The sequence below is a fragment of the Xanthomonas sp. GW genome, from assembly GCF_014236815.1.
Lineage (GTDB): Bacteria > Pseudomonadota > Gammaproteobacteria > Xanthomonadales > Xanthomonadaceae > Xanthomonas_A.
Genome location: NZ_CP051189.1, coordinates 782,241 through 800,047, shown reverse-complemented (window position 1 = coordinate 800,047; position 17,807 = coordinate 782,241). Strand labels below are relative to the sequence as shown.

Annotated in this window: 8 protein-coding genes; 1 reads left to right on the top strand and 7 read right to left on the bottom strand. The window is 69.4% G+C overall.

Annotated elements, in window-relative coordinates; translation table 11 throughout:
- Window positions 1–13: 13 nt before the first annotated feature.
- A complete protein-coding gene (locus tag HEP73_RS03435; protein ID WP_185822132.1) occupies window positions 14–655 on the bottom strand; it encodes a DUF6766 family protein in 642 nt (213 codons plus the stop codon).
- A gap of 82 nt (window positions 656–737) precedes the next feature.
- On the opposite strand from HEP73_RS03435, the gene HEP73_RS03430 reads away from it, so the two are divergent.
- Window positions 738–1,622, top strand: a complete 885-nt coding sequence (locus HEP73_RS03430) for an SOS response-associated peptidase (RefSeq protein ID WP_185822131.1) — start codon at window positions 738–740, stop codon at window positions 1,620–1,622.
- 36 nt (window positions 1,623–1,658) lie between these two features.
- Here HEP73_RS03430 and HEP73_RS03425 read toward each other — a convergent pair whose 3' ends face one another.
- The 6 genes from HEP73_RS03425 to HEP73_RS03400 all read right to left on the bottom strand — a co-directional run bounded on the left by HEP73_RS03425 (window position 1,659) and on the right by HEP73_RS03400 (window position 17,711).
- Window positions 1,659–1,871 (bottom strand): hypothetical protein, encoded by a 213-nt coding sequence (locus HEP73_RS03425; protein ID WP_185822130.1) that lies wholly within the window; start codon window positions 1,869–1,871, stop codon window positions 1,659–1,661.
- Between the two features lie 49 nt (window positions 1,872–1,920).
- Window positions 1,921–4,182 (bottom strand): methyl-accepting chemotaxis protein, encoded by a 2,262-nt coding sequence (locus tag HEP73_RS03420; RefSeq protein WP_185823275.1) that lies wholly within the window; start codon window positions 4,180–4,182, stop codon window positions 1,921–1,923.
- Window positions 4,183–4,378: 196 nt separating this feature from the next.
- Entirely contained in the window at window positions 4,379–5,170 is a 792-nt protein-coding gene (locus HEP73_RS03415) for a C40 family peptidase (RefSeq protein WP_185822129.1), read from the bottom strand.
- A 505-nt stretch (window positions 5,171–5,675) separates the two neighbouring features.
- Entirely contained in the window at window positions 5,676–6,695 is a 1,020-nt protein-coding gene (locus HEP73_RS03410) for an OmpA family protein (protein WP_185822128.1), read from the bottom strand.
- Window positions 6,696–6,705: 10 nt separating this feature from the next.
- Entirely contained in the window at window positions 6,706–10,080 is a 3,375-nt protein-coding gene (locus HEP73_RS03405) for an Ig-like domain-containing protein (protein WP_185822127.1), read from the bottom strand.
- Complete coding sequence (locus tag HEP73_RS03400; RefSeq protein ID WP_185822126.1) at window positions 10,077–17,711, bottom strand: SdrD B-like domain-containing protein; 7,635 nt, start codon at window positions 17,709–17,711, stop codon at window positions 10,077–10,079. Before HEP73_RS03400 ends, HEP73_RS03405 begins: the two co-directional genes overlap by 4 nt.
- Window positions 17,712–17,807 lie beyond the last annotated feature (96 nt).

Sequence of the window (17,807 nt, the reverse complement as noted above, 5' to 3'; positions counted from 1 at the left end):
CAGCGACGCCCGATCAATCGCCGGTCTGCGCGTGCGGCGCAGGCACCGGCTTGGATTGCGGCGAATCCTTCTGCCGCAGCCAGATGGTCAGCACCACCAGGGAAAACACCGCGAGGAATTCGCTCTGCCAGTTCTGCATCGATTCGAACCAGAACTGCGCGCCGGTCACGTGCTCGAACAGCGAAATCGCCGGCAACCGCTGCATCGCCCGCTCGGCCAGTTCGTGCCGCCAGCTGCCGAGCGCATGCAGCACGAAACTGGTCAGGAACAGCAGGCCGAATGCCAGGGCCAGCGAGCGTTCGTACAGCCACAGCCACAGACCGCCGGCACGCACCGGCCACGGCGTGGTACCCGGCGCGATGGTCTCGTGCTCCTCGTCCGGCGGCAGCGGCCGCGATTCGGCCGAACCCCACTGGCGCAGCTTCACCGTGAGCAGCACATACATGCCCATCTGCAGGAATTCGCTTTCCCAGTTCTCGAACAAGGCACCGATGAAATGACCGCTGTGCAGGTACTCCCAGAACATCAGCGGCGCCAATCCCTGCTGGCGCAATTCGTCGTTGTAGGCGAGATGGCCGCTGAGCGCCTGGCCGCCGATGAACAGCAGGGTCAGGCCCAACAACACCAGCGACAAGCCGTTGCGTTTAAAGAACATGCGTGGACGTCTCCTCCTGCACCGCCCCAGTGGCGGTCGCCTTGGTCGGCGGCGACTATGCCCAGGGCCAAGGAAAGGCCGGATGAAGAAGAAGCTGTTGCGTCGCGCGCATCGGATGCGCCGGATGCCGCAGCGTCGCGGCGACACTACCGGCCGTGCACTGTGCCGGCGCGCGCGGGTCTTCACTTCGGCTTGTCCACCCCACGCACTAAGGTGCGGGCGTGCGCACTGCGAGAAACCGATGAGACGCTTCGTGCAGGCTTTCAGCATCGAGGACGACCTGCCCGCGCGGCTGGAGCCGCCGCTACGCCAGGCCCTTGCGGCTTACCCGGACCACTACAACCTGGGCAAGGGCGACGTCGCGTCCGCGATCCTGTGCCACGACGGCACGGCGCAGGTGCAGCGCCTGCAATGGGGCATCGTGCCGCGCTGGTCGAAGACACCGGATACGCCGTACACCACCGTCACCGCGCGGCTGGAACGCGCCGCGCGCAGCCGTATCTTCGCCGCGCCGTGGAAGAGCCAGCACTGCGTGATTCCGCTGTCCGGGTACTACAAGTGGGACCGCAGCCGCAAACCGGCGCAGCCCTATTACATTCACCATGCGCAAGGCGAGGTGCTGCTGGCGGCGGGGCTGTGGGAACGCTGGGACCGCGGCGAACCGGCGCTGCTCAGTTTCAGCGTGCTGACCCATGCCAACGCCGCGATTCCGGCGCCGCTGACCGCGGACGGACCGATCTTCCTGAGCGGCGACCGCTGGCGCAGCTGGCTGCGCGGACCGCGGCTGTTTCCCACCGCGTTCCTGGCACGCGCGCCGCAACCGCCGCTGCTGGCCTATCCGGTGTCGTCGGCCTACCAGCGCCGCGAGCGCAACGACTACACCTTGCTGGAGCCGGTGGATGCTGATGCACCAGGGTTTGGCGATGATGCCGAAGTGGACGAGGAAGAAGACGACGAAGGCGAGTGACACGTGCACCGGGCGGTCGCGCCACGCGCGCGACCGTCACCAGTCGAAACCGGCGACGAACATCTTCTGGTCGTTCGGGCCGCGATCGCAGCCGGCCGAGGCGATCACATGGCCGGCTTCCAGCTTGCCGCCGATCGCGCGTACGGCCTGCGCCTCGCGGACGCAATCCGGCCCCATGCTGCCGCGCAGCGATGCCGCGGCCACCACCGCGGCCGGCACAAAAACAAAGACGCCGATGCACTGAGGCATCGGCGTCGTCATCGGCGATGGCGTCCGTTACGGACGCCGTGGCGCTGGCTCAGAACTCTTCCCACTCCGAGCTTTCCACCAATGCGCCGCCGGGCTTGCTGCGCACCAGCGGGCGTGCGGCCGCGGCCGGCGCTTTCTTGACCGGCGCGCGTGCGGCGGCGACCGGGCGAACCGAGGCCTGTGCCGCCACCGGCCTGGGCGCGACCGCGGCCACCGGCCTGGCGGCGCCGGCAAGGCGGAACACCGCCACTGCGCGGGTCAGGTCCGAAGCCTGGTCTTCCATGCTCTTCGCCGCCGCGGTGGCTTCCTCCACCAGCGCCGCGTTCTGCTGCGTGGTCTCGTCCAGCTGCATCACCGTCTTGCTGACCTGCTCGATGCCCGAACTCTGCTCGGCGCTGGCCGCGGAGATCTCGGCCATGATGTCGGTGACCCGCTTCACCGAGGTCACCACCTCGGCCATGGTGGTGCCGGCGCGTGCGACCAGGGTCGAGCCCTGCTCCACTTCCTGCACCGAGTCGGAGATCAGGGTCTTGATCTCCTTGGCCGCCGCCGCCGAACGCTGCGCCAGCGAGCGCACTTCCGAGGCGACCACGGCGAAGCCGCGGCCCTGCTCGCCGGCACGCGCGGCTTCCACCGCGGCGTTCAACGCCAGGATGTTGGTCTGGAAGGCGATGCCGTCGATGACGCCGATGATGTCAGCGATGCGCGCGGAAGCCGCGCTGATCGAAGCCATCGTGGTGACCACATCCTCGACCACGCGACCGCCGCTCTCGGCCACTTCGCCGGCACCCAGCACCAGCTGGTTGGCCTGGCGCGCGCTGTCGGCGTTCTGCTTGACCGTGGAGGTCAGCTCTTCCATCGACGCGGCGGTTTCTTCCAGGCTCGCCGCCTGCTGCTCGGTGCGCACCGACAGGTCGCTGTTGCCGCTGGCGATCTCGCCGGCCGCGGTGTTGATCGACTCGGCCGAACGCTGGATGCCCTGCACGATCGTGGTCAGTTGCTCGGCGGTGCGGTTGGCGGCATCGGCCAGCTGCCCGAAGGCGCCCTCGTAGCGCACGTCCACGCGCTGCGACAGATCGCCGTCGGCGATCGCGCCCATGATCCGGCCCACGTCGGCAAGGCCGCTTTCGGCCTGCCGCATCAGCCGGTTCAGCGCTTCCACCATTTCCTTGAACGCGAACTGGTAGCGCGCTTCGTCGCCGCGTGCGGAGAAGTCGCCGCGCGCCGCCGCATCGGCCATGCGCGCGATGTCGCCGTTGATCGCCGACAGGTTGCTCTTCACCGCATCCAGCGCTTCGTGCAGCGCGGCGCGCTGGCCCGGCAGGCGGCGCATGTCGCGGCGCAGGTCGCCGCGGCCGTACTCGCCCATGATCGCCATCGCCTCGATGATCGCGTCCAGGTGTTCGAACAGCGCCGTGTTCATGCCGCGCGCCAGGGTGCCGTAATCGCCGGGGAAATCCTCCGGCATGCGGTGGCTGATGTCGTCGCCCTGCTGCAACTGCACCAGGGTCTGCATCTCGCCGTTGAAGCGCTGCAGCTGGGTCTGCATCTGCTGCATGCTGGTCATCAGCTGCCCGGTCTCGTCGCGCGACTCGACCTTGATCGTGTTGTCGAAACGGCCCGAGGCGATGGCCTCGGCGGTGCGCGTGGCCGCGCGCAGCGGGGTGACGATGGCGCTGGCGATCAGCCAGCACAGCCCGACCACCAGGCCGACCAGGGCGGCGCCGATGATGGTCAGGATCTTGGTGAAGCCCAGCGCCTCGACCTGGATGTCCTCGGCGTACACGCCCATCACCAGCACCCAGTTCCACTGCGGGTACAGCTTGGCGTAACTGATCTTGGGCAGCTGCTCTTTCTTGCCCGGCTTGGGCGCGCTGTAGTAGCTGAAGCCGTCGCCGCTGGTCACTGCGGTGCGGATGTCGCGGTACACGTATTCGCCGGCATCGCTCTTGTAGTCGCTCATGTCGGTGCCGACCTTGCGCTTGGGATGCATCAGGATGCGCATCTGCGGGTCGAGCATGAAGAAATAGTCCACGCCGCCGTTGGTCTTCATGTCGGCCAGCGCCGACTTGGCTGCGTCCTGGGCCTGCGCCTCGGTGAGTTCGCCGCGCTTGGCCTTTTCGGCATAGTGCTCGATGACGCTCATGCCCATGTCGATCTGGGTCTTCACGGTCTGCTTGCGCGCATCCACCAGGTCCAGGTACTGCAGACGCGCGGCGGCGACGGCGAGCAGGATCACGCCGATGGCGAGCAGGGTGCACAGCACGACGAACTTGCGCGTCATCGGCAGATTGGCGATGCGACGACGCAGGAAATGGACGGGATTCATGGCGATCCTGAGCGATATCGATGATGTATGTCTGCTGATATCGGCCGCAGTCGTTTCAAACTTGACGCTTGCCCGCACCGCAAGCTGAAGGTGTTGTGATCGGATACGCGGTTTGCGTTGCGGCAACGGTGAAGATCTGACTTTCGGGCCGAGGCGACGCCGGGCTGCAATCCCGTTTTCAGGCAACCGACGCGACGCGCTGACGCTGCGCCACGTCTTCGCCGGCATCGCCCTGCCAGATCAGGCGATGGAAATCGAAACCGGACTGCAGGCGCGGCTTCACCACGTTGAAGTAGGGCGAGACGTCGAAGTCGCGCGGCAGATACAGACTGTGATGACGGTTGTGCAGGATCTCCGCATCCTGCGCATCGGGCACCGGCACGCTGCCGATCTCCGGCAGGATCGGATAGCGGATCGCGCCGAAGGCCTGCGCCAGCAGCGTCGAGCAGATCGCCTTGGTCGGCTCGCCGCTGCCCAGTTCCAGGAAGCGGCGCTTCACCGACGACGGCAGTGGCGGGGTGCGGATCAGATAGCGCGCCAGATCGAGGATGTTCTTCAGGTCGTAGCTGTTGCCGACGCGGCTGACCATGTAGTCGACCACCGCGTCGATCTCGTCGGCGCCCAGCCCCACCGGACGGCAGATGCGTGTGTGCAGCCCGGCGAATTCGCTCAGCCCGATCAGGCGCACGCCGACGTTGATGTCCACGTCGCAGAACGTCGGCGCGTCCGCGTCGGATGCGGTTCCCAGGTGATCGCCGATGTACAGCGCGGCGTGCGACCAAGTGGACTGGCTCAGGTACTTGATCGCGGTGGAGAAGCGGCTGTTGCCCTCGACCAGCAGCACGTCGCCCTTGCGCAGCGTCGCCTGCAGCAGCTGCGGCGGACTGGTCGGCAGTTCCGAGCGGTGCCGGCGCGGCTTGGACAGGAACTTGGCCAGGTGACGACCCAGCAGGCGTGGCAAGGACAGCATGCGCGTTCCCTCATGGACAGCCCGATCCGGGCGGCGAAAGCGACTTCGCTTCTCCATGATGGCGGCGCTGCTGGGGAATTCTTGAGTGCTGGGCGGCCGACAGCGCGTCCTTCCTGCGGATAAGGGTATGGGTGCCGCCTCGTGCACCAACTCCGCGAGTCGCTTTCGCGCCGTACCCTCACCCCAACCCCTCTCCCGGCGGGAGAGGGGCTACGGCTGTTCCCTTCTCCCACCGGGAGAAGATGCCCCGCAGGGGCGGATGAGGGTACGGGCGAAGCATCGCGCCCCCCAAACTCCGCGAGACGCTTCGCGCCGTACCCTCTCCCCAACCCCTCTGCTTGCGGGAGAGGGGTACGGCTGCTCCCCTTCTCCCACCGGGGGAAGGTGCCCCGCAGGGGCGGATGAGGGTACGGGCGCAGCCTCGCGCCCCCAAACTCCGCGAGACGCTTCGCGCCGTACCCTCTCCCCAACCCCTCTCCCGGTGGGAGAGGGGCTCTACACGCCGTCAGTCGCCGCGGCCGACCACCAGCCGCACTTCGACGCGGCGGTTCGGCAGCAGGCACTCCAGCAAGGCCGCACGCGGGGTCACGCCGGCGCACTGCTGTACCTGCTGGCTGTCGCCGCGGTACTCGTAGCGGATGCGGTCGGCGGGAACGCCGCGACCGATCAGCAGCTCGCGCACGGTGCGCGCGCGACGCTCGGACAGGCCCTGGTTGTAGTCGTGGCCGCGGCCGTCCATGCGGTCGGCATGGCCGACCAGTTCCACCTTCTGCAAGGTCAGCTTCTCTTCGGCGATGCGTGCCAGCGCGCGATCCAGGCTTTCCAGCGAATGGGTGCGGATGTCCTTGTAGCCGTCGCGGTCGAACTCGAACAGCACGTTGGCCACCAGCGGGATCGGCGCCGCCGCTGGCGTGTCCGGCCGCTCCGGCCCGCCGCACTGCCGTGCCAGCGCCTCGGCATCGTTGACCAGGTCTTCGGCGATCTGGATGTACGGCTTGGAATGGCGCCATTGCTGCTGGTTGAACTCGTTGCCGGCGTGCACCAGCTCGACCTCGCCGCAGGCCGCCGCCTGCTGCGCGCAGCTGAAACCGGCAGTGCCGTGCAGCGCGCGCAGGCGCCGCCACAGGTCGTCGCGCAGGTACTTGGCGTCGTTGACCAACGGCGTCTCGGTCGGGATCGTCGTGGCGCCCTGCTCCATCAGCTGCACCAGTTTCTCCGACTCGCTGAGCGCGCCTTGCGGGAACGCGCTGCGGTCGTTGCGGGTGTATTCGTGGAAGGACACGTCGAGCCAGCATTGCGCCTTGGACAGGACGTAGTCGCGTACTGGACGGCCGCCATCGTTGAGCGCCTGGATGCGGTCCTGCACGGATTGGTAGCCGTGCAGGTCGGCGGCGATGGCCTCGTCGCTGATGCGTTGCTGCTGCGGCAGCAACTGGGTCTGCGCGTTGCCGGCGGCACAGGCGCCGAGCAGCAGCGCGGCGGCGACGGTGCGGGACAGGACGAAGCGGGAGTGGGTCGTGGTCATCATGGATTCCTCAGCGCGCCGGGTCGCGGTAACGGACCGGATCCCGGCGGAACAGGTCTTCGTCGAATTTGAAGCGCAGGCGCAGGAACACGCCCTGCTGGGTGTACTCGTAACCGGACAGGTCGCGGTCGGCGGTGTAGCCGGACCAGTTGTAGCCGGCCGACAGCCACAGGTTCTGGCGCAGCAGCCGGCCCACTTCCATGCCGTAGGCGTATTGGTTGGAACCGCTCTGGCCACGGAAGGTGGAGCCGAGCACGCCGATGTCCCAGTTCTCGGTGATGTCGTAGACCACCCGCCCGGACACCAGCACCGCATGGAAGCGGCTGTCCACGCGGCCGCCGTCGGCATAGGCGAAACGGTCCTGCTGCCACTTGCCGGCCACATGCGCGGTCAGCCACCACGGCCGCGACGGATGCCAGTCGGCATGGGTCGAGACGATGTGCGCACGGCTGCTGATGTCCTGGCTGCTGCCGTCCACCACCTGCCCGTCGAGCAGGGTCAACCCGCTCTCGTCGCGCTCCAGCTTGTACTCGTAGCGGGCCAGCGCGTTGATCCGGTTGGTGTCGGTATCGCGGTAGGCCACGCCCAGCTGGAAGCGGTTCTGCAGCACGTCGCCGCGCGCGGCGTAGTCGGTCTGCAGCAGGTAGTTGCGGCCGAGCAGGGTCCAGTCGCGGCTGAGCTTGCGCGCCAGCATGAACTGCACCAGCGTGGTGTCGAAGGCCTCGTCGGTCGCGGTCTGGGCGACGTCGCCGCTGATGCGGTATTCCACCCGCACCGAGCCGCGCCACAGCGGGTTGACGCCGTAGTCCAGCGCCAGCGCCAGGCCGGTGGCATCGCCGGTGTTGCCGTCGTACACCTTGACGTGTTCGGCCGAGCTGCTCAGGCGCACGCCCTCGCGCACGTCCCAGGTGTTGCGGATACCGGAGGCGGCCTGCACGTCGCGGCCGCTGATCGCATCGCGCATGCGGTACTCGGAGAACGCCTGGGTGTCGCGCACGTAGCTGCTGTCGATACCGAACACCAGCGCATCGGCCTCGCGGTCGGTGGTGGTGATGCCGTAGGCGCTGGTCAGGCCGGTCTGCTTCTCGTAGCGGCCGTACAGGCGGCTGCGTTCCAGCACCTGGTAATCGACGCCGGCGGCGATGCGGTTGCGGTCTTCGCCGGACACGCTCTGCTCGTACTCGGCGCCCAGCGACAGTTTCGCGCCGACGCGGTAGCCGGCGCCGATGCGGGCGCTGTCCGATTCCAGGCGGGTGCCGATCGGCAGGTCGCTGGCGGTGCCGGTGACGGCGCTGCTGGAGCCGATTACCGGCAGGCCGGTCAGCGGATCCAGCGGCTGCTGGCCGTAGCCGAGCGCGCCGCCGCCGGAGCCGGTGGCGAAGCCGCCGGTCAGGCCGCCGGTGTTGCCGTAGCCCAGTCCCGAGGACCACGGCGAGTACGCGCCGACAGTCTCGCGGATCGAACGCAGGCCGAAGTCCAGGGTGAGCTTCTCGGTGGCGCCGACGCGCACGCCGGCACCGCCGGCATCGCGCTTGCCGCCGTCCGGATTGCGGTCCTCGCTGCGCAGGCCTTCGGCATACAGCTCCACGCGCTCGGTCAGGTGATAGTCGACCTTGGCGTTGTACTCGCCGCGCCCGCCGAACAGCGGCGAGGCCGGATTGTTGAATGCCGGATCGGTGCGCGCGGCGAACAGGTTGGCGTCGAGCTTTTCGCCGTCGTGGCCGAACTCCACGCGCCACGCATCGCCTTCGACGCGGCCGCTGAGATCCTGCAGGCCCGGGGTGGCGACCTGGTTGATCGAGTTGGTGTTGATCTCGCTCTGGGTGCGCGCGAACTCCACCGCCATCGCGGTATTCGGGCCGAAACGGTAGCCGGCGTTGACGCTGCCCATGCGGAATTCGGCGAACGGATTGCGGTCGTCCACCACCGCGCCTCCGACTTCCAGCGCATCGGTCAGCCGCAGCTGGCCGTCGGCGCCATAGACCCAGAAGCGCTCGGTGCCCTGGTCGAGTTCGTAGGTGATGCGCAGCGACACCGGATTGAGGTCGCTGTCGAACGTGGCCAGGAACTGGTTGAGCAGGATGCGCCCCGAGAACGGCTCGAAGCTGTAGTCCACCAACCGCGCCAGCGGCTGCACCGAGACGATCCGCGAGGGCTGGTTGCGGTCGCGCACGACCACTTCCACCCGCTCGCTGCCTTCCAGCACCGCGTTGTTGCGCAGTGCGTACGGGCCGCTGCCCTGGCTGGCGAATTCTTCGATCACCTGGCGCAGCGAGTCCTGGATGGCGAATACGTTGGAGCGCACGCGTGCGTTCTCGTAGTGCCAGCCCAGGCCGGTCGCGGTGCGATTGTAGGTGCCGAGGCTGCGCTGCGGCATGCTGCTGCGCGCGCCGATGCCGGTCGCGGTGGCCAGCGTGTCGCCGGTCTGGAAATCGCCGTACAGCAGATAGCTGCGGCGGTTGTCCACGCGCACGTACAGGCGCTCGGCCGAACGCGCGTCGAAGCCGCGCAGCGAGGAGTCGCCGTACACCGGGTAGAACTCTTCCGGCTGGATGTCGCGCAGCAGGCGGCCGCGCACCTCCTTGTCCGAGTCGTAGGCGGCGGTGAGCAGGTATTCGCCCTTGATCCGGCCCTTGACGAAGAACGCGGTGCGCGCGGCGGCGTTGGCCTTGCCGTTGTTGAACTGCTTTTCCCAGCGGCGGATGTCGCGTTCGAACACGTCGTCGTGGTCGACAGGGGCGATCAGCCCGCTGTTGTCGCGGCGGCCGAAGTTGACCACGCCCTCGATCAGGCCGGTGGCGATCATCTCGCGCATTTCCGGCACGAACCCGATCGTGCCTTCGGCGCTGTGGCCGCCGGCGGTGACCCGCAGCACCACGTCCTGCGGCTGGTCCGGCGCGAGCAGGTCGAACTCGGCCACGCCGTCGCGCACCGGCAGCTGCACGCCCGGGGTGACCTTGTCGGCATCGGCCGCGCCCGGCCCCAATTCGTCGGTGCGCGAGCCCGGCAGCAGGATGCGGCCGCCGGTGTGTTCGACGGTGGCGAAGGTTTCGCCCTGCAACGGCTTGCCGGCGTCGTCGAGCAGGCGCACGGTCACGTGCACCGGGGTCTGGCCGTCGGCCGGCGCACCATCGCGGTCGACCTCCACCTGCACCTGGTCCATGCCCTGCGCGGCATGCGCGTCGAGCGTGCCGCGCGGCGCCAGCGTCTGCGCGGCGGCATCGGCGCTGCTCGGCGTGCGCGGGTACAGCGTGCCGGCCTCGCCCAGCACCGGCGTGAAGCGGCTGCTGCCGACGGTCTGCTGGGCCAGCGCCGGCAGCGCGGCCAGGGCGCAGGCGAGCAGGGTCAGCCGCGGCAGGCGGCGCGTCGTGACGGGCCGGCTCATGGTTGCACCTCCGCAGGAACGGTGACATCGGGCGGTGGGGTGCCGCGTGGCTTGACGATCGGCGCTTGCGCCGGGCTATCGGTGCCCTGCTGCGGCGCGCGCAGCGGCTTGCTGCTGAAGCGCAGCGGCGCGTGGCCGGTTTCGGTTTCCGGCGCGCGCACCTCGCCTTGCGTACGGCGCGCCTTGACCTGCTCGATCACCGGGTTGGAACAGCTGCCCTCGACGAAGTCGGCGCGATGCAGCTCGCCGTTCTTGAGATCGATGAACAGGCTGTCGGCATCGCCGAGGTTGCGGTTGCTGCTGGTGGTCAGGCGCGAGCCGACCGGCAGCGTGCTGGCATCAACCTTCAGCGTGTGGCTCTGCGGCGGCAGGCCGCAGTAGCTGTACTTGCCTTCCGAATCGCTGATCACCCAGGTGCCGTCCTCGAAGTACAAACGCACGCCGGGAATGCCGAGCTCTTCGCGGTCCTGCACGTGGTTGACGTTGCAATCCACGAACACCTTGCCGAGCACGCAGCCCTCCTCGGTGAACACGCCGCCGCTGACACGCACGCGGTACTGCGCCTGGTTGGACGGCAACGAGCCGGAACGCGGTTGCAGCGAGACCGGATCGATACAGCCGCCGGCGATCGAGCAGCCGTGCGCCTGTGCGCGGTTGATGCCGTCGCCCTGCTGCGCGCCGACGCCGATACGCACCCGGTAGGTCAGCGCGATCTGCTGGCCGACCTGGATCGGACCGGTGGCGAAGCCCAGGGTCGGACCCGGCTTGCCCAGCGGCGCGGCCACGGCCACGCCGTTGGCGCGCGCGGTGCCGTCGATGTAGGTGAAACCGCGCGGCAGGCGATCGACCACGTTCACCGTCTGCAGCGGGCTGCCGGCGGTCTGGCGGATGGTGATGGTGTATTGCACGGTATCGCCCACTTCGGCGGTCTGGCGGTCGCCGGTCTTGGTGATGGCCAAACCGGTGGCCACCGCGGTGTCCAGCGGGATGTGGTTGTGCACGATGCCGGCGGTGGCCGACCCGGCGAACAGCTGCAGGTAGTACTGGGTCGCGGTGCCGACCGGACCGGTCGGCGCCAGCGCGTTGGGCTGCACCTGGTAGTTGCTGCCCACCGCGCCGGGCGGCGACAGCGAACTGCCTTCGGCCGGGATCAACGTGGAAACGAAGACGTAGCCACCCGGTGGGGTCACTGTCAGCGCGAACTCGCAGCGCGCCGGCGCCGCCGGGCCGAACAGGAACTGGTAGTAGCCGTCGTTGCCAACGGTCATCGACACCGCGTTGCCGTCGATGCGGTAGCCGCCGGCCGCGGTGTTGAGCAGGCTGGTGGCCGGGTCGTAGCCGGCGCAGACGCCGACCGGGGCCAGGGTGACGATCGCACCGGGCACCGGGTCGCGGGTGACCGCGTCGTAGACCACGCCCGACGGATCCACCGGCAGGCTCTGCTGCGGCAGGTTCTCGCCGGCCTTGAGCACCACTTCCAGCTGGCTGATGCCGCCGTCGCTGACCCGGCACGAGCTGTTGCTGCCGTTGCTGATCGCCGCGTCGGCCGCGCACGGGGCGGCGGCGCCGGAAGCGGTCTCGCCGCTGACCGGGAACGCCCAGATGATCCCGGAGCTCGGATCGCGGAAGCGGATGTGCCACTTCTGCCCGGGGATCACGTCGCCGAAGCGGTAGCTGCCGTCGGCGGCGCTGAGCGTGGTCTTGACCACTTGGCCGCTGGTCGGATCGACCAGTTCGACGATCCAGTTCTGCAGGCGGCGATCGCCGCCGTCGAGCAGGGTGTCGTCGTTGCCGACGTCGAACCACACCGTGCCCGACACCGAGGCCGCCAACTGCACCTGGGTCGGCACGCGGCAGGCGTTCTGGGTGATCGCCGGATCGCACACCGGCAGCTGGGTCACGTCGCCCTCGAACGCGCCGCGTTCGGCCGGCGTCGGGCTGTGCGTGGCATCTTCGCCGCCGCCCTGCACCAGCACCGCGTTGTTGACCGGAGTGCCGGTCGCCGCCGCGGCACCGACCGCGACCTGCACCTTGATGCGGTCGCTGGCGGTCTGCGCAGGCGCGATCGTGGCGCTGGCATCGCAGCTGAAGCGGTCGCCGCCGACCGCGCCGGTGCAGGTCCAGCCGTTGCCGGTGGGCAGCGCCGCCAGGGTCACGCCCGGCGGCAGGCGGTCCTGCACCTGGTACACGCCGGCGGTCGGACGCGGGCCGATGTTGCGCACGCTGATCGTGTAGCTGGCGGTGTTGTTGACGGTGAACTTGACCGGGTCGGCGAGCTTGCTGACGACCAGGTCCGGGGTGTTGGCGATCTCGCCGAAGTTGTTGTCGATCGACTGCGCGCCCGGGGCCAGGACCACCGCGGAAATCGCCGACGGCACGGTCTCGCGCGGGGTCGCCACGCCGCGCGTGGCGCCGCCGACGGTACCGGCCGTGGTGACACCGTTGCGGGTATCGGCCGGCTGATCGGGTTCGGTCACCGTGTAGGTGCCCGGACGCAGGTTCTCGAAGCGGTAGTGGCCCTGCGCGTCGGTCTGCACGCTCAGCTGCACCGCGGCGCCGAGATCGTCGGTGCCGGTCAGCACCACGCGCACGTTGGCGATGCCCGACTCGTCGCTGCCGACCACGCCGTTGTCGTCGTTGTCGTAGTACACGCGGCCGGACAGCGAGGCCGCCGCCACTTCGCCGAAGTCGTAGTGCTGGCCCTGCTGGTTGGCGCCGAGCACGATGGTGGCGATCGCCGACGGCGTGGTGGTCACGCCGGTGGCGGTGCCGCCCTTGTCGCCGGGCACGGTCTTGCCGTTGAGGGTGCCGGTCGGCTGGGTCGGCTCGGTCACCGTGTAGGTGCCCGGCAGCAGGCCGATGAAGCTGTAGTTGCCGGTCGCATCGGTCTTGGTGGTGAGGTTCACCGCCTGGCCGTTCTGGTCGGTGCCGGTCAGCACCAGCTCCACGTCGGCCAGGCCGGTCTCGGCCGGGTCGATCACGCCGTCGTTGTCATCGTCGCGCCACACCCGTCCCTGGATCGCGCTGCCGCTGGGGTTCTCGCCGAAGTTGAACTCGGTGCCGTCCAGGCCTGCGCCCAGCTGGATCTGCGAGATGCGGTCGGTGCTGGCCGCATCCGGGCCGCCGGGCGCGGCTACCGCGGTGCCGGGCACGCAGGTGGCCGCCGCGCACGCCGCGCCGCCGATCTGGCCGGGATTGATCGCGCTGGGACGGTTGCTGTACTGGCCGCTCGGCAGCGGCTCGCGCACGCTGTAGGTGAGCGTCGGATCCAGGTCGTCGAAGCGATAGGCGCCGTTGCCGTCGGTGCTGGTGGTGGCCAGTACCGCGCCGGTGGTGGCGTCGAGCAGTTCCACGGTGGCACCGGCGATCGCCGGATCGCCGCCGTCGCGCACGTTGTTGAAGTTCAGGTCCACGTAGACCCGGCCGGACAGGCTGGGACGACGCACTTCCGGGAAGTCGTAGCGCACCGCCGCGTCGGTCGCGCCGACCGGAATCGTGGTGTAGCTGGAGTTGGGACTGCCGGCGGCATAGGTGCCGCCCAGCGACGGCGCGCTGGCGCCGGCGGCCGGCGGATCCACCGGGCCATTGCGATAGCCGGTGGGCTGGGTCTGGGTCAGCGTGTAGCCGCTGGCGCCGGCCGCCGACAGGTTGTCGAAGCTGTAGCTGCCGTCGGACGCGGTGGTGGTGCTGCGGTTGACCGCATTGCCGTAGGCATCGGTGCCGCTCAGCACGATGGTCACGCCGGCGATGCCGGGTTCGCCGTTCTGGTGCACGCCGCCGTTGCCGCCCGCGCGGTCGCGGTCCTCGAACACGGTACCGGCCAGCGACGCCCGGGTGACCAGGATCGGCACGGTGGACGTGTTGTTCGGCGGGACGCGATCGACCTGCTCGGTGGTGATGGTGGCGGTGTTGTTGATCGCCGACGCGCCCGGATAGGTATCCCAGCGCACCGGCACCACGATGCGCAGCTTGCCGCTGACGGTGACGTCGCCGAGGTTGCAGGTCAGCGTGGCCGAGGCCTGGGTGCAGCTGCCGGTGCCGTTGGGCACTTCGCCGCCACCGCCGCCCGGGATCGGGCCCTTCTTCTGCCAGGTCACCTGGCCGACGACCACCAGCCCGGCGGGCAGCGTGTCGCTGACCACGGTGCCGGTGCCGTTGAGCGGACTGCTGCCGCTGCGGTCGCGCGACAGGCTCGCGCCGGGACCGTTGTTGACGCCGTCGATGACGTAGAAGAACGGCTGGCGCAGGCCCACCGAGGTGGCATTGGCCGGCAGCGCCGCATCCGGATCGGCATCGGGCGCGGTGGTGACCACGTGCTTGCTCACGCCCACGTCGGCGGAGGCGCGGATCGTGGTTTCCTGGCTGGCGCCGTTGTTGGCGGTGTTGCTGTCGGTTTCGGCAGACGTGGCCTGGGCCAGGTTGCTGACCGTGTCGCCGGCCGCGCCGGGCGGGGTGTCGTAGCGGTAGCGCAGGTACAGCGTGCTGGTCTGGCCGGAGGCGACCACGCCGGCGACGTTGGTGCTGAAGCCGATGCCAGGCATCAGGCAGTTCAGCACCTGCACCGCGCCCACGGTCGGGTTGCTGCCGGAGGTCACCGAACAGGCGGCCGGATCGAAGGTGCCGGTGGGCGTGGCCGAGGCGCCGATGAAGGTGACGGTGCGGCCGGACGGCGGAGTGAAGGTGTCGGCCAGGCGCACGTCGGTGGCGACCGACGGGCCGTTGTTGCGGATGGTGATGCGGTAGGTGATCAGGTTCGCCGCGGCATTGGTCGCGTCGAAGCCGAGCGGGTCCACGCCGCCGGTGAAGCCGGTGTCCACCTTGTTGGTGATCAGGTCGACCTGGCCGGCCTCGAACGGCAGCTGCGCGCTCTTGCTGTCGTCGCTGGTGTCGGTGTTGAAGTCGTAGGTGTTGCCGTCGCCGTCGGTGCCCGCGGTGGCATCGCCGTTGCCGTCGCCATCGATGTCCACCACGAAGTCGGCGATGTTGTCGAACTGACGGCCGGTGTTGCCGCTGTTGACGTTGGGCCGGATCACCACCTGCAGGGTTTCGGTCTGCTCATTGGTGAGCGAGGGCAGCGCCGGGCACTGCACGGTGACCTGCGCCGGCGAACCGGTCGGGTTGGCATAGGAGGTGCCGCCGGCATCGACGGTGACCGTCACCCCGGCGCCAGCGGTGGCGGTACAGGCCTTGGTGCCGGCGCCGGTGCGCTGCGCGGACACCAGCACGAAGCCCGAATCGTTGGCCGGCAGGGTGAACACGTCGCGGAAGATCACCCCGGGCACCGTCGACGGGCCGCGGTTGATGTAGGACATCACATAGGTGGTGTTGACGCCGGCGCGGCCGGGCGTGCCCGAGGAAATGGTCTTGGCGGTGGTGGCGACGTTGGCCACGCGCGCGATGCGGATCCAGTCCGAGGCCTGGTTGTTGTTGCCGTTGAGCTCGCCCACCGAACCGGCCACGGCCGCATCGATGCCGACGCCGGCGGTGTTGCAGAACGCGCCGCTGATGGCGGTGCCGCCGCAGGTGCCGGCGGGCTGGTTGAAGCTGTCGAACAGCGCGCGCTTGACCTGGATGACGATCTGCGCGCTGGCGCCGTTGGCCAGTGCGTTGGTGCCGGAGCGGCAGACCACCGAGGCGCCGTTGATGGCGCAGTTCCAGCCGACCGGGGCGGCGGTCACGCTGATCTGGGTGCGGCCGTTGACGAAGCCGGGCACGGTGTCGTTGACCACCACGCCGGTGGTGCTGTCCGGGCCGTTGTTGGTCACGGTCAGGGTGTAGCTGAGCGTGTCCTGGTTGGCCGCCAGCACGTTGTCGGCAGCGCCGGCACCATTGGTCTGCTTGGCGATGGACAGGTCGGCGCGCTCGTCGGTGGTACGGGTGCCCGCGCCCGAGCAGTCGTTGCCGGTTTCCGGATCGCGGTCGATGCCGTTGCCGGTCAGCGGCTCGATCGAGCCGCCGGAGCCGCCGGTACAGGCGTTGTTGAGCAGGTTGGCCGAGGAACTGCGCGCACGCGTCAGCAACTGCAGCGTCGGCGCCTGCGCGCCCACTGCCAACGGCAGCGAACCGGCGCCGAGGTCGCAGGTCACGTGCTGCACGCTGGAGCCGCTGTAGGCCTGGTCCACGCTGCAGGTCCACGCGCCGCTGGCGAACGCCACGCCCGGCTGCGCCACGCTGCCGTCCGGCTGCAACAGTTCTTCGCCGGTCGCCAGCGTATCCACCGTCTGCACCTGGCCGGTGGCCGGGCGCGGGCCCATGTTGCGCACGACGATGCTGCTGGTCATGCGGCTGTCCAGATCGCTGCCGACGCCGCTCCACACCGGCACCAGCGCCGGGGTCTTGGTCTTCTGCAACGACAGGTCGGCACCGTCGGCGAGCACGGTGAAGGTGGTGCTGCCGGTGTTGTCGGTGCTGTTCGCGTCCGGCGTATCGGAGCTGGCGGTGGCGCTGTTGGTGACGTCGCCGCTGCTGTTGGTGCCGGACGCCGGCACCGTGCTCTCGATGGTGAAATCGGCCACGGCGCCGACCGCCAGGCTGCCGTTCAATGCGCAGGTGCGGGTGGCGTTGCCGTTGCTGTTGGTGCAGGTCCAGCCGGCCGGCACGGTGCCGCCGGAGGCCAGGAAGCCGGTGGGCAGGTTGTCCACGAAGCGCGGATTGACCGCAGCGCTCGGGCCCTGGTTGCGCACCTGGATGTTGAAGGTGACCGGCTGGCCGGAGATCGCCGGCGAGGGATTGACGCTCTTGCTCAGCGCCAGGTCGGCGCCGGCGGTGACCGTGGTGGTCACGCTGCCGGTGTTGTTGTCGGGCAGCGGATCCGGCGTGGAGCCGGCCTGCACGCGTGCGGTGTTGACGATGTTGCCGCTGGCCGCGGTGACCCGGGCGCGGAAGGTGAAGCTGCTGCTGCCGCCGTTGGCCAGCGCGCCGGCGTGGGTGGCGGTCATGCTGCCGCTGTTGAAGGTCCAGCCGCTGCCATTGAAGCTGTTGGCCACGTACTGCACCGCGGCCGGCAACGTGTCGACCACGGTGAAGCCGGCCGAAGCGCTGGGCCCGGCGTTGCGCACGGTGACGGTATAGGTGACCTCGGCGCCGGCGACGACCGGGTTCGGCGTCGCGGTCTTCTCCACGCTCAGGTCGCCCGCCGATTCCAGCGTGGTCGCTTCCAGGCGGCGATTGTTGGCCGCGTTGCTGTCGCCAGCGAAGAACGGATCGGCATCGGCCAGCGACGCGATCGGCGTGCTCGCCGCGGGCAGGCCGGTTTCCACGCCGATCGCACCGCGGATCTCGATCGTGCCTGGGGCCAGGCCGACCGTGCTCACCGGTAACTGGAAGGTCACCGGCGCGCCGTTGGAAGAGAAGGTACCGACCAGTGTGCCGACCCGGCATTCGATGCGCTGCGCGTTGCCGGCGGCCACGCTGCAGGAGGATGGCAACGGCGAGCCCGCCTGGGCACCGGTGGGCAGATCGAAGATCACCACCGCGTTGTTGACCGTATCGGCGGCACTGTTCTCGACGGTGACGCTGTAGACCACGTTGCCCCCGGCCGGCGTCGGATCGTAGCCGGTGTCGGACAGGTTGGTGATCTGCAGGTCCGCGGCCGCGGCCAGCGCAGGCGCGGCCGACAGCAGGACGGCCATCAGCAACCGCAAGCGTCGCCCCGACGACGCCGTGGTCCGGTGGTATTCGCAGGCGGCACGCGCCCACGCCCGCAGTGCAGCCGCACGGCTGCCGCG